Origin of the sequence: Streptococcus oralis (genome assembly GCF_019929365.1) — a bacterium.
Taxonomy (GTDB): Bacteria; Bacillota; Bacilli; order Lactobacillales; family Streptococcaceae; genus Streptococcus; species Streptococcus oralis_BT.
On the sequence record NZ_JAHZPH010000005.1, the window covers coordinates 82,695 to 101,691 of the forward strand.

Annotated in this window: 19 protein-coding genes; 6 read left to right on the forward strand and 13 right to left on the reverse strand. The window is 42.9% G+C overall.

Annotated features, from left to right (window positions below; all coding sequences use genetic code 11):
• Nucleotides 1-16 precede the first annotated feature (16 nt).
• A complete protein-coding gene (locus K1I53_RS07360; protein ID WP_223328902.1) occupies nt 17-979 on the forward strand; it encodes an asparaginase in 963 nt (320 codons plus the stop codon).
• Nucleotides 980-1,019: 40 nt separating this feature from the next.
• On the opposite strand, the gene ccpA is transcribed toward K1I53_RS07360, so the two are convergent.
• Nucleotides 1,020-2,030: a catabolite control protein A gene (gene ccpA, locus K1I53_RS07365; RefSeq protein WP_001090631.1), complete on the reverse strand. Its 1,011-nt coding sequence runs from the start codon at nt 2,028-2,030 to the stop codon at nt 1,020-1,022.
• Between the two features lie 209 nt (nt 2,031-2,239).
• Between ccpA and K1I53_RS07370 the strand changes: the two genes are divergently transcribed.
• Nucleotides 2,240-2,557, forward strand: coding sequence for a DUF960 domain-containing protein (locus tag K1I53_RS07370; RefSeq protein ID WP_223328903.1), 318 nt, complete (start codon nt 2,240-2,242; stop codon nt 2,555-2,557).
• A 46-nt stretch (nt 2,558-2,603) separates the two neighbouring features.
• Here the strand turns inward: K1I53_RS07370 and folK are convergent, their stop codons facing one another.
• From folK to K1I53_RS07400, 6 genes are all read right to left on the reverse strand, one after another.
• Nucleotides 2,604-3,416, reverse strand: coding sequence for a 2-amino-4-hydroxy-6-hydroxymethyldihydropteridine diphosphokinase (gene folK / locus K1I53_RS07375; RefSeq protein WP_223328904.1), 813 nt, complete (start codon nt 3,414-3,416; stop codon nt 2,604-2,606).
• A gap of 42 nt (nt 3,417-3,458) precedes the next feature.
• Nucleotides 3,459-4,013 carry a GTP cyclohydrolase I FolE gene (gene folE / locus K1I53_RS07380; protein ID WP_223328905.1) on the reverse strand — a complete coding sequence of 185 codons (555 nt, stop codon included), beginning with the start codon at nt 4,011-4,013 and terminating at the stop codon, nt 3,459-3,461.
• Nucleotides 3,970-5,316 carry a bifunctional folylpolyglutamate synthase/dihydrofolate synthase gene (locus tag K1I53_RS07385; protein WP_223328906.1) on the reverse strand — a complete coding sequence of 449 codons (1,347 nt, stop codon included), beginning with the start codon at nt 5,314-5,316 and terminating at the stop codon, nt 3,970-3,972. Before K1I53_RS07385 ends, folE begins: the two co-directional genes overlap by 44 nt.
• Before the next feature lies 1 nt (nt 5,317).
• Nucleotides 5,318-6,262, reverse strand: coding sequence for a dihydropteroate synthase (folP, locus tag K1I53_RS07390; RefSeq protein WP_223328907.1), 945 nt, complete (start codon nt 6,260-6,262; stop codon nt 5,318-5,320).
• Nucleotides 6,263-6,365: 103 nt separating this feature from the next.
• A complete protein-coding gene (locus tag K1I53_RS07395; RefSeq protein WP_223328908.1) occupies nt 6,366-7,073 on the reverse strand; it encodes a CPBP family intramembrane glutamic endopeptidase in 708 nt (235 codons plus the stop codon).
• Nucleotides 7,074-7,126: 53 nt separating this feature from the next.
• The gene (locus K1I53_RS07400; protein ID WP_125448811.1) at nt 7,127-8,545 is read right to left on the reverse strand and encodes an NCS2 family permease; all 1,419 of its coding nucleotides are present in this window, start codon (nt 8,543-8,545) and stop codon (nt 7,127-7,129) included.
• Between the two features lie 193 nt (nt 8,546-8,738).
• On the opposite strand from K1I53_RS07400, the gene K1I53_RS07405 reads away from it, so the two are divergent.
• The 4 genes from K1I53_RS07405 to K1I53_RS07420 all read left to right on the forward strand — a co-directional run bounded on the left by K1I53_RS07405 (nt 8,739) and on the right by K1I53_RS07420 (nt 12,632).
• A complete protein-coding gene (locus tag K1I53_RS07405; RefSeq protein WP_000162367.1) occupies nt 8,739-9,551 on the forward strand; it encodes a Cof-type HAD-IIB family hydrolase in 813 nt (270 codons plus the stop codon).
• Nucleotides 9,552-9,828: 277 nt separating this feature from the next.
• On the forward strand, nt 9,829-10,818 hold the full coding sequence (locus K1I53_RS07410; protein WP_000021984.1) for a PTS sugar transporter subunit IIB: 990 nt from the start codon (nt 9,829-9,831) through the stop codon (nt 10,816-10,818).
• 75 nt (nt 10,819-10,893) lie between these two features.
• Nucleotides 10,894-11,706: a PTS mannose/fructose/sorbose transporter subunit IIC gene (locus K1I53_RS07415; RefSeq protein ID WP_001280321.1), complete on the forward strand. Its 813-nt coding sequence runs from the start codon at nt 10,894-10,896 to the stop codon at nt 11,704-11,706.
• Nucleotides 11,707-11,720: 14 nt separating this feature from the next.
• Nucleotides 11,721-12,632, forward strand: a complete 912-nt coding sequence (locus K1I53_RS07420; protein ID WP_000818322.1) for a PTS system mannose/fructose/sorbose family transporter subunit IID — start codon at nt 11,721-11,723, stop codon at nt 12,630-12,632.
• Nucleotides 12,633-12,692: 60 nt separating this feature from the next.
• Here K1I53_RS07420 and K1I53_RS07425 read toward each other — a convergent pair whose 3' ends face one another.
• The 6 genes from K1I53_RS07425 to K1I53_RS07450 form a co-directional block, all read right to left on the reverse strand.
• A complete protein-coding gene (locus K1I53_RS07425; RefSeq protein WP_223328909.1) occupies nt 12,693-14,921 on the reverse strand; it encodes an HAD-IC family P-type ATPase in 2,229 nt (742 codons plus the stop codon).
• A gap of 169 nt (nt 14,922-15,090) precedes the next feature.
• Complete coding sequence (gene pepC / locus K1I53_RS07430) at nt 15,091-16,425, reverse strand: aminopeptidase C (protein ID WP_125448821.1); 1,335 nt, start codon at nt 16,423-16,425, stop codon at nt 15,091-15,093.
• A gap of 111 nt (nt 16,426-16,536) precedes the next feature.
• Nucleotides 16,537-17,259: a pseudouridine synthase gene (locus tag K1I53_RS07435; RefSeq protein WP_223328910.1), complete on the reverse strand. Its 723-nt coding sequence runs from the start codon at nt 17,257-17,259 to the stop codon at nt 16,537-16,539.
• Nucleotides 17,260-17,331: 72 nt separating this feature from the next.
• Nucleotides 17,332-17,562 (reverse strand): GlsB/YeaQ/YmgE family stress response membrane protein, encoded by a 231-nt coding sequence (locus K1I53_RS07440; RefSeq protein WP_223328911.1) that lies wholly within the window; start codon nt 17,560-17,562, stop codon nt 17,332-17,334.
• 9 nt (nt 17,563-17,571) lie between these two features.
• Nucleotides 17,572-18,813 (reverse strand): aminopeptidase, encoded by a 1,242-nt coding sequence (locus K1I53_RS07445; protein ID WP_223328912.1) that lies wholly within the window; start codon nt 18,811-18,813, stop codon nt 17,572-17,574.
• Nucleotides 18,814-18,834: 21 nt separating this feature from the next.
• Nucleotides 18,835-18,987 carry a hypothetical protein gene (locus tag K1I53_RS07450; RefSeq protein WP_223328913.1) on the reverse strand — a complete coding sequence of 51 codons (153 nt, stop codon included), beginning with the start codon at nt 18,985-18,987 and terminating at the stop codon, nt 18,835-18,837.
• Nucleotides 18,988-18,997: the final 10 nt, after the last annotated feature.

Here is an 18,997-nt window from a genome sequence, read left to right on the forward strand (position 1 = left end):
AGAGAGTGAGTAAATCATGCCTAAGAAAATCCTTGTTTTACATACAGGTGGGACTATTTCCATGCAAGCTGACGCCACTGGAGCCGTTGTAACTAGCCAGGAAAATCCCATGAACCATGTTTCCAATCCGCTTGAAGGGATTGAGGTTCATGCCCTAGACTTTTTTAACCTACCGAGTCCCCATATCAAACCCAAGCATATGCTTGCACTCTATCATAAAATCAAAGAGGAAGCAGACCACTACGATGGGGTTGTCATCACACATGGAACAGATACGCTAGAGGAAACTGCCTACTTCCTTGATACCATGGAAATCCCACACATGCCCATCGTTCTAACTGGAGCTATGCGTAGTTCCAACGAACTCGGTAGCGACGGTGTATACAACTATCTGAGTGCTTTACGAGTTGCCAGCGATGACAAAGCAGCTGATAAGGGGGTTCTGGTCGTCATGAACGATGAAATCCACGCGGCCAAGTACGTAACCAAAACCCATACGACAAACGTCGGGACCTTTCAAACCCCAACACATGGACCACTTGGCCTCATCATGAAGCAAGAAATCCTCTACTTCAAAACGGCTGAACCTCGTGTCCGTTTTGATCTCGAACAAATTCAGGGTCTGGTTCCCATCATCTCTGCCTATGCCGGTATGACAGACGAGCTGATCGATATGTTAGACTTGGAACAGCTGGATGGCTTAGTCATTCAGGCCTTTGGAGCAGGCAATGTTCCCAAAGAAACAGCTCGAAAGTTGGAAAATCTCCTCCAAAAAGGAATCCCAGTCGCCTTGGTCTCACGTTGTTTTAACGGAATTGCTGAACCTGTTTATGCCTACCAAGGGGGAGGAGTTCAGTTGCAAGAATCTGGTGTTCTCTTTGTCAAAGAACTCAATGCTCAAAAAGCTCGCCTCAAATTATTAATTGCCCTTAATGCTGGACTAAAAGGACAAGAACTTCGCAATTACTTGGAAGGTTAAAATTGAAAATCAGGAAATCTTCTCGATTCCCTGATTTTTTCTATTTACGTTTTCGTGTCGAACGACGTTCTGTCAAACCGTGAGGTAGAAGAACTTCACGTTCTTCCAACTCTTCCTTATGCATAATCTTGGTCAACATACGCATACTGATAGCACCAAGGTCGTATAGAGGTTGAGCAATTGTCGTTAAGTTTGGACGAGTGAATCGTGCAATTTGAGAATCATCTGTCGTAATGATTTCAAACTCTTCCGGTACAGAAATACCGTGATCTGCCAAGCCATTTAACACACCCGCAGCCAATTCATCACCTGTCACAACTGCAGCTGTAGCCTGTGAAGAAACCAAGCGCTCTGCCAAGGCATAGCCATCATTATAGCTGTATTTAGATTCAAATACCAAGCCCTCGCTATAAGGGATTCCTGCCTTTTTCAATGCTTCCTTGTAACCAATCAATCGAATTTTGCCGTTGATATCATCAACAAGTGGTCCACTGATAAAGGCAATCTTTTCATTTTCCTGAAGCAAATGAGTTACTGCATCAATCGTTGCTTGTTTGTAGTCAATATTAACACTTGGCAACTGGTGTTCAATATCCACCGTTCCTGCAAGGACAACTGGTGTCCGAGAACGAGAAAATTCTGAACGAATCTTTTCAGTCAAGTGATAGCCCATAAAAATGATCCCGTCAACCTGTTTTGAAAAGAGAGTATTAACTACTGAAACTTCTTTTTCATCGTCTTCATCACTGTTGGCTAGGACGATATTATACTTATACATCTCTGCAATATCATCAATCCCCTTGGCTAGGGTTGAAAAATAGCCATTAGTGATATTTGGAATCACAACACCAACTGTCGTGGTTTTCTTGCTGGCCAATCCACGCGCTACCGCATTTGGACGGTAGTCAAGACGATCAATCACCTCTAGAACTTTTTTACGAGTATTCTCTTTGACGTTCTTATTGCCATTCACTACACGGCTAACAGTTGCCATTGAAACCCCAGCTTCACGGGCAACATCATAAATCGTTACTGTATCATCTGTGTTCATTCTGTTTCCTTTCTATATTGAAAATTTCGCTTTCATACATCTGCTTACTCCATTTTATCACTTATTGTAAACACTTTCAAGTATTTTTTAGAGAAACTTTGAAAAAATTTCACAACCTATTCCCATTTTGAAAAAGCGAGTACGATTTCTTGATTTTTGGGATGTTTTGCTGTATGATAAGGAAAAATAAAATGGGGGAGGGAATGTTTATGGCTTTTACAAATACTCAGAGACGTTCGGCCAGTTTTGGCGTTGTGACCAGCTTGCCTGACGATGTTATCGACTCTTTATGGTTTATTATTGATCATTTTTTGAAAAACGTCTTTGAATTAGAAGAGGAACTTGAATTTCAACTACTAAACAACGAGGGGACCATTACCTTCCATTTCTCTAGTCAGCACCTGCCGACTAGTATCGACTTTGATTTTAATCATCCCTTCGACCCTCTTTACCCTCCTCGGGTCCTTGTTTTAGACATGGACGGGAGAGAAACCATCCTCCTTCCTGAAGAAAATGACCTATTTTAAAAACTCTAGCTTCTCGGCGCAAACTGCTGAGGAACTAGAGTTTTTTCTATTTGTTCAATTCTTGATACAAGTAACGAATTGGTTGTTTTAAGATTGGATGAATAAAATGGGGAGCTATTTCCAATAAAGGTTCAAGGACAAAGAGGCGTTCTGCTAGGTAAGGATGAGGTAAGATGAGGTCGTCTGTATAGATGACTTGGTCCTCCACAAAGAGTAAGTCCAAATCAATCAAACGAGGTCCCCAATGAACCTCTCGAACCCGCCCCATTTCTGACTCAATGGCTAATAATGTTTCTAACAAGACTGGTGCTGGAAGCCAGGTTTCTACTTCAATCACCTGATTGGCAAAACTATCCTGTTCCACACCGCCCCAAGGCTCCGTCGTCAAGACACTGGACTCTTTGAGAATATGGATACCACGAACTCGCAGTTTGTCGATAGCTTGTTCCAAGTTTGCTTGCTTATCCCCCATATTGCTTCCTAGGGCGATAAAAGCCCGTTGCTTACGACGGTGAATGGTCACTGAGCAGGTATCCAGTGGTAAATGCACTGGAGCCCAAGGTTTTTTGAGTTCCAACTCAATTTCTTGGACAAGAGGATAGGTCTCAAAGGTACGTTCAACTAGTTTGTAGGCTACCGTCTCAATCAAGTCCTCAGTGGTTTCCTGAAACCAAGTCGTCCACTGCTGACAAAGTTCGCCGTAATGAATAGAAGCCGCCAAATCCAAGTCTGTCGCTACCTTGGTCATATCATAGGATAGGATGGCTGAAATGACAAACTTTTGCCCTAGCTCTTTTTCACTAGGAAAAAGCCCGTGATAGGCAAAAATTTCCAAATCTTTAATCTTTAGCTGATCCATAACTAGTCCTTTCTAGAAAAATCCGCTTGAAGCGGATTCTTTTTATAGTCCCATTAAACGATAAGCCTGATCTCGGAGATCCTTATCCGTCTCAAATACGCCACGGGCTACAGTGGTCAAAGTCGCAGTGCCTGGCTTTCTGACACCACGCATGCTCATACACATATGCTCTGCCTCAATGACAACAAAGGCTCCCTTAGCCCCCAGATAGTCCATCAAGGCATCGGCCACTTCGATATTCAACCGTTCTTGAATCTGTGGTTTTTTAGAATAAACTTCAACCGTACGGGCCAGCTTAGACAGGCCTGCCACACGACCATCTGGAATGTAGGCAATGTGTGCTCTTCCATAAAACGGCAAGAAGTGGTGCTCACACATGGTGTGGAAAAAAATATCCTTTTCTACAACCATATTATCATCAATAATCTCAAAGGATTTTGACAGGTGTTCCTCCGCTGTTTGACCAAGACCTGAAAAAATCTCTTGATACATACGGGCTACACGAGCAGGTGTTTCCTGCAATCCCTCGCGATTAGCATCCTCACCGACAGCCTCAATAATCATTTTTACAGCCGTTTCGATCTTTTGTATATCCATTCTCGTTCTTCCTCTCCATCAGGTAGGCTCTCACTTGGCTCAAGAAATACAAGGAACCTGTGACAATCCTAACTGTTTGTTTCTCTTCTTTTTTATCTGTCAATTTCTGATCTAAAAACTCCTGCCAACTTTGGTAATTGAGTTTTCTAGACTTAGCTGTCTCTTTCAACACGTTCTCATCTGTCGCCCGACTATCGTCAAAATGTGTCAGGGTAAGCTCGGTATCTGGCATTTCCCCTAGCAAGTCCAGCATATCATCCAAGGCCTTGGTTTTGATGCAGGTAAAGAGGATTTCCTTATGATAATCCGCAAAGCGTTCTTGTAAGGTTGCTAGTAAAGCCTTGATAGCATGGGGATTGTGGGCCCCATCCAAAAGCAACAATGGGTCGCTAGACATGACCTCCAAACGCCCTGGCCATCTGGTCTCTTTCAAAGCTTGAGCAATTAAGTCATTACTTGCCAACTCCCGCCCATCTTCTTGACAAAAAGTATCAAGTAAAGCTATGGCCATCCCCGCATTCTCGATCTGATGCAAGCCAAGCAGACCTGTTTGAAAGCGACCTTGTCTGACAGAACTAGTATAATCAAAGATTTCACCCGCTACCACGCTTTCTTGATGACGAACCTGGTAATCTTTCCCATAGGCAAGTCGCGGCGCATTTTTAGCTTCTGCAATAGGGTCTATCACAGTCAAGGCTTCTGGAGTAATGTGACCTGTCACCAAAGGAATACCTTGTTTGATAATACCAGCTTTCTGCTCTGCTATAGCTTCTAAAGTATCACCAAGTAGGGCTACATGGTCCAGTCCAATGGTTGTAATTCCTGTTAAAATCGGCTTGCAGACATTGGTACTATCCAAGAGTCCACCCATGCCGACTTCCATGATAGCCACATCTACTTTCTCTGAGGAAAAATAATCATAAGCTAGAGCTGTGATAATCTCAAACTCAGTCGTTCCTTGTAATGCAACGCTCCTCTCCCCCTCAAGCAAAGAGCGATAAACTGCCATGAGGGCTTCTAGCCTCGCTTCTGGGATGGATTCCCCATTGATGCTAATCTGGTCTGTATAATGAATGAGATAGGGCGAGCTGAAAACACCAACTCTCAGACCTAGCTTTTCCAGCATCTTTTTCAAAAAAGCAATGGTAGATCCCTTGCCATTGGTCCCTCCGATATGGATGACCTTAAGTTTGAGATGGGGATTGCCTCGCAGAGCTAGGAGTTCTACCATTCGCTCCAAACCAAAATGTGGTTGGTCCGTCCGATAGTGGGCAATCCACTGATTGTTTTGAATTTCGTTCATCTTACTTATATTGTTTTAAATCTAGATTTTCTGCATCATCTGCCAAACGAATGGCTGACGCAATTTCAACCGCCATCCTGTGACTGGCTACATCGTGCACGCGCACCACTTCCACACCCTGTCTCGCAGCGATACTGGTTACATGAGCCGAGGCTGTGTCTCGATTGCGGAAACCAAGTTCGGTCTCAGGATTAACTTCAAAGTCATTCTCCTCAAGGATATTGATAACAAACCGCTTGCGCGAAACACCGAGAAAGATTGGATAGCCTTTCTGATGCAGTTTATCCAGATCACGTAGAAGGAGCAGATTTTCCTTCTTAGTCAGACCAAAGCCAATTCCTGGATCCAGCATGATCTTGCCTTTCGAAATCCCTGCTTTCTCCGCTCTTGCTAGAGCTCGTTCGAAGAAAGACTTCATCAAGTCTTCGATTGGCATTTTTTCAAAGCCAGCTATCTCTTTCTCTGTAAAGGCTTGACCAAATCCAAAATGAGGAAATATGAGCGAACTAGGATGCTGAGGTCGCGCCATGACTGGATTAAACATGATGATTACTTGCGCTCCAGCTTTAGCAACCACATCCGCCATTTTCTCATCTCCCATGAGACCCGTGATGTCATTTACCAGATTGGCACCAGCAGCCAAGGCAGCCTCTGCTACCTGACTTTTCCAAGTATCAATGGAAATGAGGACATCACTTTCCTCACGGATAGCTTCGATGACTGGAACAACACGCTGGATTTCCTCTTCTATCTCAACATAGCTACTGCCCGGCCGAGTCGATTCCCCACCGATATCTAGCATGCTCGCTCCTTCTGCTATCAATTTACGAGCTTGCTGGAGAGCCTGGTCAACAGCAAAAAACTGACCACCATCCGAAAAGGAATCTGGGGTTACATTGATAATTCCGCAAATGGCTGTTTTTGCCTGACTAGCTTTATTGGACATACGGTCACTCCTCAAGGTTTTTCACCACATTATTTCTCTATTTTACCATAAAAAGAAAAAGATGGATACGCTAGCATTTATCTTTTCCAAGTAAGGAAATGGTTTAGAAAGGCAAGCCTACATTTCGACTAATCAAAACCAGTAAAGCCAGCAAACAAAAGGCAATACCATTGACAATCATATGAAGCAAGATCGACATCTCTAAGCGTTCTGTTCTGTAAGCTGTCCAAGTTAAAACTGTCGACATTCCTCCATAGATAAGGAGAGAAGGCAAATTGGTCGGTGTGTGGAGCAAGGCAAAGACGACTGCACCTACAAGATAACCCAACTTCTCCTTCCCACGGAAGATCTTTTTAGGGATAATTCCACGACACAATATTTCCTCACAAATGGGAGCAATCAGAACCAGTAAGAAAAAGCTGGAAATCAGCGAGCTATTCTGAACCAGATTATTAATAGTTGATTGATTGCTGGTCGTAGATTCATTCATCAGACGGAGCAAGGCAGATCCGAATAAGTTACTTGTGAAAATAACCAAATAACTCAAAACCAAGCGGGCCAGATCTTTTGTCTTGAAAAAAGAAAGATTGAAGGTCGCAATCTCTGTTTTTCGCGCACTAAAGATAAAAACAGTTAGAATAGCGACCGACAGCAAAGCCACCAAGAGTCCTGACTGTAGGAGTGGGAATTGTCTAGCGGATAAAAGGGCAGATAAAATTAAGGGAAGTTGAGATAACACCAGTCCTATTAAAAAAATCAACACCCATATTCCTCTATCCAGAATTTCTTGCCAGATACTTTTTTTCTTCATGATATACCTCCTTATGATAAAAAGGGGAAGACCCCCTTTCTATATTATACCATTTATAGCGCCATGCTGATATAGTTCAGGATAAACAAGGCATCCAAAATCCAAATCATCACGTGCACATCCTTGGCTTGACCTTTGACAAGTTTTGTCAAGGTGTATGTCAAGAAACCAACTGCGATCCCTTGAGTGATTGAGTAGCTGAATCCCATGAAGATCGATGTAAAGAAGGCAGGAACAGCCTCAGCCATATCATCCCACTGGATGTTTTTCAAGCTACCAAGCATCATAATCCCAACGATGATCAAAATTGGTGCTGTTGCAGCTGTAGGAACAATCGCTAGAAGTGGGCTAAAGAAGCTAGATAGAGCAAAACAGATCGCAACCACTAGGGCTGTCAAACCAGTACGTCCACCAGCGCCGATACCCGCCGCAGACTCAACATAAGTCGTAACGTTTGAAGTACCTGCAATGGCACCTACCGAAGTTGCTACCAAATCAGAATATAGAGCCTTGTCCAATTTAGCGGACTCGTGGTTTTCTCCACTTGTCGCAACGATACCAACTTTTTCACCAGTACCGATAAGAGTACCAATTGTGTCAAAAATATCCGTTAGTGAGAAGGCAAGAATAGCCATCAAGGTTTCTGGTAAACGTGAAGTGTTTGAAATCAAAGATCCTAAACCTTCTGAACCAAGAGCAGCACCAAACAAAGTTCCTAGATCATTAATCGCTGATGAAAGATTGTTGCTAGCGAAGTCAATCCCTGACAAATTCACAACACCAACAGCAATGGCAAGCACAGTCGTTGTTAAAATAGAAAGAATGATTCCCCCCTTGATTCCCTTGATAACAAAGAAAATCGTAATAGCAAGACCTGCAAGTGCGACCAACACTGCTGTGTTGTTAAAGTCAACCAAACCTGGAACTGCTGAAGAATTTGCTGTAATAGCTGCTTGAGCTTTATCTGCTCCCTCACCAGCAACAGTATAGGTACCTGGATCAATAGAGAATTTCAAAAGACCAGCATTCTTAATCCCTACATAAGCAAGAAAAACACCGATACCCGCTGAAATAGCAGAACGAAGGGCAGTAGGAATTGACTCAATGATCATTTTACGAACATTTGTCAAGGTAATAATCAATGAAATAATCCCACAGATAAAGACCATGGCCAAAGCTTCTTGCCATGAATAACCAAGCCCGAAAACAACTGTGAAGGTAAAGAAGGCATTGAGTCCCATACCTGGCGCTTGAGCGTAAGGCAGGTTAGCATAGAAAGCCATCATCAAGGTACCAGCTACTGCACCGATAATCGTTGCAAGAAAGACACCTTGGGCAGGCATGCCAGTCTGTGAAAGCATTTGTGGGTTTACAAAGAGAATATAACTCATTGCAAAGAATGTTGTTAAACCAGCAAGCACCTCTGTACGGACATCTGTCCCGTGCTCTTTTAGTTTAAATAGTTTGTCCATTATGAATCTCCTTTTGTTTTTTACGAACAATATGAGTATTATAACATTTATTATTCACCTTTTCAATATGTTTGTTTGATTTATTTAACAAAATGAAATTTCTATTTTTTGTTTTGAGTCTGTTTTTCTTCTTTCTTTTTGATATATGATATAATAGTAGACATCTTATCTGGAATGTACTAGGAAGGTTTATATGACTAAAAAAATTATCGCAGTTGATTTGGACGGAACCCTGCTCAACTCAGAGAGTAAGATTTCAGATTTTACTCGAAACACAATTAAACGAATTGCTGAAAAAGGCCACCATGTCATCATCACTACTGGGCGCCCTTACCGTATGGCAAAAGAATTTTATCAGGAACTAGAGCTGCACACACCTATGATCAACTTCAACGGTTCCCTTACCCATCTACCAGGGCAGACTTGGGAACACGAAAAGTGCTTGACCTTGGACAAAAAATACCTCTTAGACATGGTCAAACGCAAAGAGGATATCCAAGCCGACTTTATTGCAGGAGAATACCGCAAGAAATTTTATATCACGGCTCCTAATGAAGAAATTGCCAATCCCAAACTATTTGGTGTAGAAAATTTCCAACCAGAAAATCAATTCAAATCCGAATTGGTGACCAAGGACCCTAACTGTATCCTTTTGCAAACAAGAGTCGATGATAAATACGCGCTAGCAGATGAGATGAATCGTTTTTACCAACACCAACTAGCAATCAATACCTGGGGAGGGCCCCTCAACATTCTCGAATGTACACCAAAAGGGGTCAACAAAGCCTTTGCCTTAGAATACTTGCTCAATGTTATGAACCGTGACAAAAAAGACCTGATTGCCTTTGGAGATGAACACAATGACACCGAAATGCTGGCTTTTGCAGGCAAGGGATATGCCATGAAAAATGCCAATCCCGATTTGCTACCATATGCTGATGAGCAACTCTCTCTGACAAATGATGAAGATGGTGTTGCCCATACCCTACAAGATTTATTCCTATAACGCTCAAAAAGTTAGCTTGTGCTAGCTTTTTTGATTTTCACAATTTTTCAATTAATCGGCCTGTTTTCATTTTTTTATATTAAATTACTCTCTTATTTTTTTATACATTTCCATAAAATGTTTATATATTAACATTTTGTAAACGAGTTTTCATTGAAAATTAACACATATTTATAAGAAATGGTTGATTTTTGTTTGAAAACGGTTTATACTTAAAGTTAGGCTTAAAGTTTTCTTAAACATACAGTCAAACATTTTATAAGGAGGAATGACAATAATGAGTATCGGAATCATTATTGCGAGCCACGGCGAATTTGCTGCGGGTATTCATCAGTCAGGATCTATGATCTTTGGTGAACAAGAAAAGGTTCAAGTTGTAACCTTTATGCCAAATGAAGGTCCAGATGACCTTTACGCTAAATTCAACAACGCTGTGGCTGCATTTGACGCAGAAGATGAGGTTCTAGTATTGGCTGACCTTTGGAGTGGATCTCCATTCAACCAAGCTAGCCGCGTAATGGGAGAAAATCCAGAACGTAAGTTTGCCATCATCACAGGACTGAACTTGCCGATGTTGATCCAAGCCTACACAGAGCGCCTTATGGACGCGAATGCAGGTGTGGATAAAGTCGCTGCGAATATCATTAAAGAAGCCAAAGATGGCATCAAGGCTCTTCCAGAAGAGCTTAACCCAGTTGAGGAAGTTGCAACTGCTGCAGCTGCTCCAGTTTCACAAGCTGCTATTCCAGAAGGAACAGTTATCGGTGACGGTAAACTGAAAATCAACCTTGCTCGTCTAGACACTCGTCTCCTTCACGGTCAGGTTGCCACTGCTTGGACTCCAGATTCAAAAGCAGATCGTATCATCGTTGCTTCAGACAACGTTGCAAACGACGAGTTGCGTAAAGAATTGATCAAACAAGCAGCTCCTAATGGAGTAAAAGCCAACGTTGTCCCAATCCAGAAATTGATCGACGTTGCAAAAGACCCACGTTTCGGAGAAACTCATGCCCTTATCTTGTTTGAAACTCCACAAGATGCACTTCGTGCTATCGAAGGTGGCGTGCCAATCAAGACCCTTAACGTTGGTTCTATGGCTCACTCAACAGGTAAAACAATGATTAACAACGTTTTGTCTATGGACAAAGAAGACGTTGCAACCTTTGAAAAATTGCGTGACCTCGGTGTTGAATTTGACGTACGTAAAGTACCAAACGACACGAAAAAAGATTTGTTTGACTTGATTAAGAAAGCAAATGTTCAATAATGTTAATCTGTTTCTATCATTTTTGAAAACAGGATTAAATACTTTATTAAAACTAAATAGAAAAGGAATAAAACCATGTCAGATATTTCAATCATTTCTGCTATCTTGGTTGTAGTTGTTGCCTTCCTTGCAGGTCTTGAAGGTATCCTCGACCAATTCCAATTCCATCAACCAATCGTCGCATGTACCCTTATCGGACTTGCAACTGGTAACCTCGAAGCAGGTGTTATGCTTGGTGGATCTCTTCAAATGATCGCCCTTGGTTGGGCAAACATCGGAGCTGCCGTAGCTCCTGACGCTGCTCTTGCATCTGTTGCTGCAGCAATCATCTTGATCAAAGGTGGTAACTTTACTACTGAAGGTATCGCCGTTGCTACGGCAACAGCTATTCCTCTTGCCGTAGCTGGACTTTTCTTGACTATGATTGTTCGTACAATCTCAGTTGCCTTGGTTCACACTGCTGACGCTGCTGCTAAAGAAGGAAATATTGCGGCTGTTGAACGTGCTCACTTTGTTGCACTTCTTCTTCAAGGTCTTCGTATTGCAATCCCTGCTGCCTTCCTTATCGCTATCCCTGCTTCTGCCGTTCAAGATGCTCTCAAATTGATGCCAGACTGGTTGAACGGTGGTATGGCTGTCGGTGGTGCTATGGTCGTTGCCGTTGGTTACGCTATGGTTATCAACATGATGGCAACTCGTGAAGTATGGCCATTCTTCGCTATCGGTTTTGCTCTTGCAGCAATCTCTCAATTGACTTTGATTGCCCTTGGTGTCATCGGTGTTGCCCTTGCCTTCATCTACCTTAACCTTACAAAACAAGGTGGAAACGGTGGCGGCGGAGCTGCAACTTCTAACGACCCAATCGGTGATATCCTAGAAGACTACTAGAAAGGGGAACAATCATGGCTGAAAAAATTCAATTATCAAAATCAGATCGTCAAAAAGTTTGGTGGCGTTCACAATTCCTTCAAGGTTCTTGGAACTACGAACGTATGCAAAACTTGGGTTGGGCTTACTCATTGATCCCAGCTATCAAAAAATTGTACACTAAAAAAGAAGACCAAGCGGCTGCTCTTGAGCGCCACCTTGAATTCTTCAACACTCACCCATACGTCGCTGCTCCAATCATGGGGGTTACTCTTGCACTTGAAGAAGAGCGCGCTAACGGTGTTGAAATCGACGACGCGGCTATCCAAGGGGTTAAAATCGGTATGATGGGACCTCTTGCTGGTATCGGTGACCCAGTATTCTGGTTTACAGTTCGTCCTATCCTTGGAGCTCTTGGTGCATCACTTGCTGCATCTGGTAACCTTGTTGGTCCACTTCTCTTCTTCTTCGGATGGAATGCTATCCGTATGGCCTTCCTATGGTACACACAAGAGTTCGGTTACAAAGCTGGATCTGAGATCACTAAAGACATGTCTGGTGGTATCTTGAAAGACATCACTAAAGGTGCTTCTATCCTTGGTATGTTCATCCTTGCCGTTCTTGTACAACGTTGGGTATCCATCAACTTCACTATCAACCTTCCAGGCAAACAATTGTCAGAAGGTGCCTACATCAACTTCCCAGAAGGTCCTGTTACAGGAGCTGAGTTGAAGGGCATTCTTGGTCAAGCGCTTAGTGGTATGAGCCTAGATAGAGTTCAACCACAAACGCTTCAAGGTCAGTTGGACTCATTGATTCCAGGATTGATGGGACTTCTCCTTACTTTCCTTTGCATGTGGTTGCTTAAGAAAAAAGTATCTCCAATCACAATCATCCTTGCCCTCTTTGCAGTTGGTATCGCAGCTCGTTTCTTCGGTATCATGTAATCTCGGTGAGAATATATAAACAAAAAAGAATCAGGATTAAATTCTGATTCTTTTTGTGTATCAACTTTTTCTCCTAGTAAGATAATGAAAGCTTCCAATTACAACTGCTAGAATGGCAACATAGAGCATCTGTTTGGCTTCTAAAGGCACAAAAGCTCCTTGCAGGATAAATGTATTGGCAAGTACGCCAACAAGGGCTGCAAGGCTCAAAAATGTGAGCAAGACTAGTTTGTATCGATTAAATGGCAGACTGACCTTAGCAACCAGGAACAGACCATTGATCAAAGCAAGGAGGAAGCAAATAAATTTGACCTGACCTGAGACAGTGATAAAGAAGTTCGTCAGGAGAACACTAGCAACCAGAATGCCACCGCCAATCGCAGCATTGGTCAAAATATCTCGCATAAAATGTGTGCTGACCTTTTCTTTATTGGACTCAAAAGTTAGAAAGAAGGATGGAATCCCAATCGTAATAGCTGAAATGATTGTAAACTGAATGGGGATAAAGGCAAATTCCAAACCAAAAATCACACTCAAAATCGCAAACACGATGGAGAAGAAAGTCTTTGTTAGAAAGAGAGAGGCTACCTTTTGGATGTTATTGATGACACGGCGTCCTTCCATCAAGATATCATAAAATACTGCAAAGTCATCTGTCAGGAAAACAATATTGGATACACTTTTAGCTGCGCTGGTAGCACCATTCATAGCAAAACTAATATCTGCTTTCTTGAGAGCTAGAACATCATTAACTCCGTCACCACTCATTGCAACTGTTTTACCAGCATTTTGCAAAACAGCCACCATCTTTTCTTTCTGTTCAGGTGTCACGCGACCAAAGATCTCGTGTTCCAAGACCACTCTTTCAAAGTCATCATCACTCACCTTGGTCATGTCAATCGCACGGGCTTCTTCCTTAAAGCCTGCCTTACGAGCCACCCCATATACAGCCACATGATTATCACCACTGATAATCTTCACTTCAACACCTTGAGATTCGAAATAGTCAAAGGTTTCCTTGGTATTGTCCTTAATCTCATCTGACAGAACCACATGACCCAGTAGTTCCATACTCACTGGACTCGTGATGTGGTCCTTGCTATGAGCAAGTGTCAAGATTCGAAAACCTTGCTGTTTTAGATCTTCATAGTAGGCATCCATCGGCTGGGTAAAGCCTAGAAATTCATAAGCACCGAAGAAATAGGTCCCGCCCTCTTTTACTTGGACAAAGGAATACTTGTTTTTGCTTGAAAAGGCACCAACTTCTTGAACTTCCCATTTTTTCTCACGGGTTAAGTAAGTCTTCAGAGCTCGCGACGTCGCATTTTCATCCTCGAAATAAGCCAGATAAGAAGATAGTTTCTCTGCTACATTAGCATCCATTTCTTGGACCTTCATATTACCAGTCGTGATGGTTCCAGTCTTATCAAAACAAAGAACATCTACACGCGCCAAGGTTTCCACACAGTATAGCTCCTGCACCAGAACCTTCTTTTTAGCCAACTTCATGGCCGCTACCGCTAGGGACACACTGACCAGGAGAATCAAACCCTCTGGAATCATACCGACCAGAGCACCAGAACTTCCCAAGACAATCTCAACATAAGACCGCCCTAGACTAAAACCTCTGACATAGAGCAGAATGGCAACTGGCAACAGCAAGATAGAGACGATTTTTAAAATCTTATCCATGTAGTCGCGCAGTTGAGAAGGGTATTTTTTGAATTTCTTGCTGGATTTTGCGAGTTTGTTGATATAACTATCGGGACCGACCGCCGTCGCCGTAACCAGACAAGTACCGCTGACGACATTGCTTCCGCTCATCAGCTTGTCACCAACTGTTTTAAAGACTGAATCACTCTCACCCGTCAGCAAGGACTCATCTACTTCAATATTCCCTTCAAGTACCTCTGCATCTACAGGCACCTGATCTCCCAGATTGAGATGCAGATACTCGCCTAGAACGATGTCCTCTGGAGCAATCTCAATCGTTTGACCATCTCGATTGACCCTGTATTTGCTTTCACCAAGCAAACTTAGTTTTTCTAAAGCATTTTTTGAACGTACTTCTTGGAAAATCCCGATGGCTGTATTGATAGCAATCACACCTAAAAAGAGCATATTTTCAAATCGCAAGGTTGTGGCTACTAGAACTGCCAGAGCCAAGTTCATGGCATTAAAGAAGGTAAAGATATTTGAAACGACAATTTCCTTGCTTGTTTTGTAGGGTTTAATATCGCTGATGTTTCGTTGACGATCCTTGATGTCTTGGCTACTTAAATACTTCATTTCTACTCCGATATCCTTTTGTACTACTATAATAACACATATCTTTTCCTCTGTCACTTAAAGACTCAAACTAAAAAAGACTTACTTGATAAGCATCATCTATCGCCACTTTAAGGAGCTACTTGAAAAAAAGGAGGCTAGGATTTCCCTAACCTCTTTTCGCTATGCTTTATTCTGCCAAGGCACCCATTGGATCCCAAGGTGCGAGTACAATTGGTTCTGCTTCATAGGCAGCTTGTTCCTCTGCTGTCAGTAATTCTTTACGGACAACGATTTGGTAAGTATATTCGTCCATCCAAGCGTCTGAGGCAACAAAGTAACCATCTGTACCAACCTTGTCTCCCCATGAGTTTTCAACCTTCCACTTGATTGATTTGCCATTTTCGTCCAAGTCCACACCTGTCAAGACCATGGCGTGGGTCATCAAGCTTTCGCTGTAGTCCAAACGTCCAGCCTTGTCTTGAGTCAGTTGAATATCCATGCTTGATTCAAAATCATAAACATCTGTCGCAAGGATTCCTGCTTTACGGTTGCTGAGTTGGCCGACATCAGAACCAAACCAAACAGTTTCTCCTGTTTGCATTTGGGCAATTGCCAATTCTTTCAAGCGCTCCATTGGAACGTTGATGTAGCGAACTGCACGACTACCAACCACATTTCCTAACATCTCAACTGTGTAAGATTTGCCATAAGGTTTATCAGCAGTTGGAGCATTGATAACAGAAACATAATCTTCTAGAGGAAGATTGACATATTTCTTGTAAAACTCTTGTGGTGTGATCCCCTTTTCGCTTTGGTAGTTATCATCCTTGTCACGATAAGCAAAGTCAAACTTACGTGGTGGAAGACCCAAAGACATGGCAAGGAAGTTAAAGATTTCTTGCAAGAGGTCTTCTTTCTTAGCTTGAACAGTTGCTTGGTCTGCACCAGAAGCAAGCAAGTCACGCAAGATTTGAGCATTTTGACGAAGCAATTTGTTAAGGATGGCATTGAGCTCACGGCTGTTGCTAGATGAAACTGACTCAGGATAAACAGACTTAGGAACGACACCGTATTTCTCAAAGAGGGCAACGACCATATCCCACTGTCCACCGTCTTGTTGAGGCGTTTGGAGTAGGAAGCTAACCTTGCGACTCGTCAATTCTTGTTCTGCAGTCGCAATGACTTGCTCTAAGAACCAGTTAGATTTTTCATACTTGTCCCAGAAGAAAGTGTGGGCCTGTGACAACTCAAAGTTTTCAAGCTTGTATTGAGAGATGAGTTTGTGGCGGAAGGTGTTGAGAGCTGCAAACATCCAGCAACGACCAGAGGCTTTCTGGTTGGTAACCTTGTCCTTGGTCAAATCCAATGAGAAAACAGGTGTATTGTCTACATGGCTTTGACGACGTTCTAGGGCTGCAAAAATGCCGTTATGGCTTGCAGCATTTTCGATAGCTTGGTATTTTACATTTGCTTCATAGTTGGCAAATAGTTGATCCGTAAATGATTCTTGAATCGCGTTCATAGATTCCTCCTTTTATTCTACTGTCTATTATAACTCTTTTCACAAATGAAGCAACCGAAAAACATAAAAAGGCAAGGACATTCTCCCCCACCTTTTCTAACATAATCCAAACTAAGCAATACTAGCAAGGAGATTTTCTAACTCCTCCTTGGTCAAACGACGCCATTCTCCTCGTTCTAAGTTCTCGTCTAAAATCAGAGTTCCCATAGTCAAACGTTGCAGGTCTATTACTTCCTTGCCACAGTAGGCTACCATACGTTTGACTTGATGAAACTTCCCTTCTGCAATGGTCACACGAACCAGACTTTGATTCTTTTCTGAATCAATAGATATAAGCTCTAGTCTAGCAGGCTGACAAGTAAAGTCTTTGAGAGGAATTTCCTTGGCAAATGTCTCCACATCTTCTTGAGTCATAATACCCTTAACCCGAGCCAGATAAGTCTTATCCACATGACGTTTAGGCGAAAGAAGAGCATGGGCCAGCTGACCATCATTGGTCAAGAGCAGGAGACCATGTGTATCAATATCCAAGCGCCCTACTGGAAAAACTTCCTTGGTCCGCGCCAAGTCATCCAACAAGTCTAGAACCGTTCTGTGCTTGGGATCCTCGGTCGCTGAAATAACTCCTTGGGGTTTGTTCATCATGTAGTAGACAAATTCTTCATACTCCAGCACTTGCCCATCAAAGCGAATCTCATCTCTTTCTTCATCAATCTGCAGTTTCGCTGACTTTTCTTTCTTGCCATTAACTGTCACGCGCCCAGCTTTGAGCAAGTTTTTGACTTCCGTCCGACTCCCTACAGCGCAGGCCACTAAAAATTTATCTAATCTCATAGAACTATTATATCATACTCAAAAGGAGGCTGGCTCAATGACCAACCTCCTTTTCTTTTCAGATTTAGGAACTTAACTTCCTCGTCTCCAGAAAATAGCTAAGACAAGCATAGCTCCTAAAATAGCTGGGATAATGGCCGTTCCTGCTATAATTGGACCCCAAGAACCAAAGAGTAATTGTCCTAAAAAGGCACCAATCCATCCGAGAAACATTTTTCCAAAGCATCCCATGCTTTCTCCGCGATTGGTCAAAGCACCTGCCAAAAGTCCCACTAGGAGACCAACAAACATACTTCCAAGCATTGTAACTCCTTAAATAGCCCAGTCTCCATTGCGGAAGAGGGGTACGCGTGTTCCATCCTCACGGATACCATCGATATCCATTTGGTTAGAACCAATCATAAAGTCCACGTGAACATCTGAACGGTTAAGTCCCGCAGCTTCAAGCTCTTCTTCGCTCATCTCTGCCCCACCAACGACGCTGGTCGCATAGGCTGCACCGATAGCCAAGTGGTTTGATGCATTTTCATCGAAAAGGGTGTTGAAGAAGGTAATGCCTGACTGAGAAATTGGACTCGGATCTGGTACCAAGGCACATTCACCCAAGGCACGCGCGCCCGCATTTTCAAAGACAAGGTCTTTCATGACCTGATCACCCTTCTCAGCTGAAATATCCACGATTTGACCATCCTTGAAGGTTACTTTAATCCCTTCGATGATATTGCCGTTATAGCTAAGTGGTTTTGTAGAAGTTACATAACCATCTGCACGACGGAAGTCAGGGGCAGTGAAGACTTCCTCTGTCGGCATATTTGGCAAGAATCCTTCTCCCTGTGCATTGACAGCACCAGCTGATTCCCAAACGTGGTTCTTTGGCAAACCAAGAGTCAAATCTGTCCCTGGCGCTGTGTAGTGAAGGGCTGAGAATTGTTCTTTATTAAGCATTTCTGCCTTGCTCTTAAGGATGGCTGCATGCTCTTCCCAAGCCTTAACAGGATCTTCTTCGTAGACACGGCAAGTTTTGAAGATTTGATCCCAAAGAAGATCAACTGCTTCTTCGTCGCTCGCAGCATTTGGAAAGACTTTCTTAGCCCACTCAAGTCCAGCAGCGGCTGCCACAGTCCAGCTAACCTTGTTGGATTGCGTTGCGATACGCATTGGCTTCATCGCAAGTCCCATAGCTTTAGCAGAAGCTGAAAGCTTGTCCGCATCCACTCCGTTTAAGGCACCTGGATCAGATGAACGGACACCGAGACGGCTAGCCTTGTTCTCCAAGAGATAGTTCATCTCAGCAATCTTGTATTCTGGCACATTGTCCAAGCGCTCCATCGGCGCATGGAGGAATTTCTCTCGGTTGATCACATCATCTGTCCACTGAACGATGACCTCATGAGCACCCAAGGCATAGGCTTCTTTCACGATCAAATGCGCCAACTCACGTTGCTCCACATCGATAGAAAGAGCCAAAGTGTGACCAGGTTGCACGTTGATTCCATTCGCAACCAACAATTTCGCATATTTTTCTAGATTTTCTTTAAAATTTGGTAAAACCATTCTATTCTTCCTTTTCTTTTGTTATCTCTCTTTAAACAAGGACAGCAGGCTAACTGCTGCCACCGTGCCGCAAATCAAAGCGGTCATTTTCAAAATCGTATCAGGCTCAAGATCCAGCTGGTAATCAAACACCTTCTGCGCTGGCTTATCCTGAGCGGAAATGGTAAGTTTCATAAAAACCTCT